At 40.8% G+C, this 2,170-nt stretch carries 1 pseudogene; it reads right to left on the reverse strand.

Going from position 1 to position 2,170, the window contains the following annotated elements:
* Window positions 1-2,142: pseudogene (locus tag I7X29_RS15150) on the reverse strand (T9SS type B sorting domain-containing protein); the annotation flags it as partial.
* Window positions 2,143-2,170 lie beyond the last annotated feature (28 nt).

Genomic DNA, 2,170 nt, shown 5'->3' on the forward strand with positions numbered 1-2,170 from the left:
AGGGGCATTTATCACGTTGATAGTACCTCCGTTTTGACAACCATTAGCATCACGAACTGATACTATATATATTCCTGTTTGGGTAATCGTAAACTTAGGTGAAGTTTGGTAGTCGTACAACACTTGAGAGGTAGAGTCTTGCAACTTATATTGCAAAGTACCTGTACCCCCTGTTGACGAAACTACTGCTTCGGTTACTCCATTACATCCTAAAATTATATCGTCAGGAAGTATTGTAACCAAATTAGGTGGAACTGTAATAGAAAATGTTCTAGAAGCCTCACAATTAGTATTATTGAGCTCTGCACGGAATTTTATAGTATGATTACCTGCATCAATATTTGTCCATTTGAAAATAGACCCTGCTGTGTAGGCTTGGAATGCTGCACCGTCTTTGCTTACATAATAAGTAGATGGGGCATTTTTAAGTGTTATCTGGTATTCTCCTTTTTGATTATTACACTTAGGTTGTATAACTTTTTCTGTTGTTGGATCTACTCCAAAGGCTTTATCATTATCTATATTTACTGTGAGGGTATGGGTAAAGCCACAAGATTCGGGGTTTTGGTATACAGTAAGATCATCAAAAGCGAAGTCGTTACAAGATGAAGTGTTCCACTTAGTACGAATACGTATTTTCAAACGTTTATAAGTACCTGGATTTACACGTGCTGCTGGAGTAACTCCTGTATTTACGCCTGTACCATCGGAAGCGAAGCGGAACCAAGCATCGGCATTATTTTTATTGGTAGGTATTTGTTGTGATTCGATACGACCTAATACTTTGTCTTGACCTCCTACTTTTACTACATTACCAGCATCGTCCAAAGCGACGATTTCCATAATCATCACTGGGTTTGTACAATTGGAAGAACGCACTAAGTTGAAACCGAACATTTCGAACTCAATAGGTAAGTTTGGCATTACATCTATTACATCTTTTTCATAGAAGATCGCACCATTAGCAATGAGCTGACCAAAGTCGACTGCTAAATAGCGGGAAGTATTATCAAGGCGATTAGTATGGTCGTTAGGGAAAATAGCATCATTTTGCCACCAGCCTGTTTGGATGTGTGAATAGATGTCACGTTTTCCTGCTACAAAATACTTATTCCAGTCCAATCGTTGATAGCGAGGATCTACTAATTGGTAAGCAGGAGTCATTCCTGGAGGAGGTGTGGTATAAGGAGTACCTTTACCGAAATCTTCTTTAAGCAAGAGACCTGGACGGGTAGCTGAAGGGTCGTCATAACGGATGGTAACGGTATGTACGCCTGGAGCTAAGTTGGTGAAACGGTTAGTAGTGGTTTCAGTACCACCGTCTATACTATATTTATAGGTGTAATTAGGTTTGTTATTAGTAATTACTATAGTACCGCGACCTTGGCAATCATAAGTAACGGTAGGGTTAGGGAAAGAAGGTGTAGCTGGTTTATCTTTAACTTCTACTTTCAAGTTGCTACGTGTACAACCGATAGCATCACGCACAGCGAGTGTGTAACTACCAGGAGCCATCCATCGTTCGCGGGTGGTAGTCCAAACGCCATCACCGAAGTTATATTCATAAGGTAGAGCACCTCCTTGTACATTGGTGAAGTGTACCAAAGCTTTATTGGCATTAGCACCAGTACCACAACCTACTAATTTGGCAACTCCTGCTGAAGCGATGAGTTCATTATTAGCGGTTCCAATGGTTATCATCTGTGCTACTATGGTACAAGAAGCAGTGCTACCATATTTGTAGCGCAAAGTAGCTGTATAGGTTTTACCAGGAGCTACTGTAAGTATACGTCCTGATTGGAAAGTTACCCCATCGGCGCTATACTCATAGGTATAGCTTACTGTACTTTGGGGTTCTGTAAAGGTGATCTGCCCATTAGCACCACAGTTGATAAGTTTACCTGAGGCACTAACAGTAGGTGCAGGTAAGGTTTGCACTGTAACGGTAGCCTGATCGGTACAGCCATTGTAATCTATAACTTTAAAGCTATAAGTTCCTGGAGAGGTAACCGTAAAGTCGTAATAATTATGAGTAGCGTTATGGAGATAAGTAGCGCCATTATCATTACTAAATCCATAAGGCTGTGTAGAGCTCACTGTACCTCCGGTAGCAGATACACGTATTACTCCGGTTCCACACATTATAGGTGATAATACCGTAGCAGTAGCT

This window comes from Capnocytophaga periodontitidis (assembly GCF_016126015.1).
Taxonomy (GTDB): Bacteria; Bacteroidota; Bacteroidia; order Flavobacteriales; family Flavobacteriaceae; genus Capnocytophaga; species Capnocytophaga periodontitidis.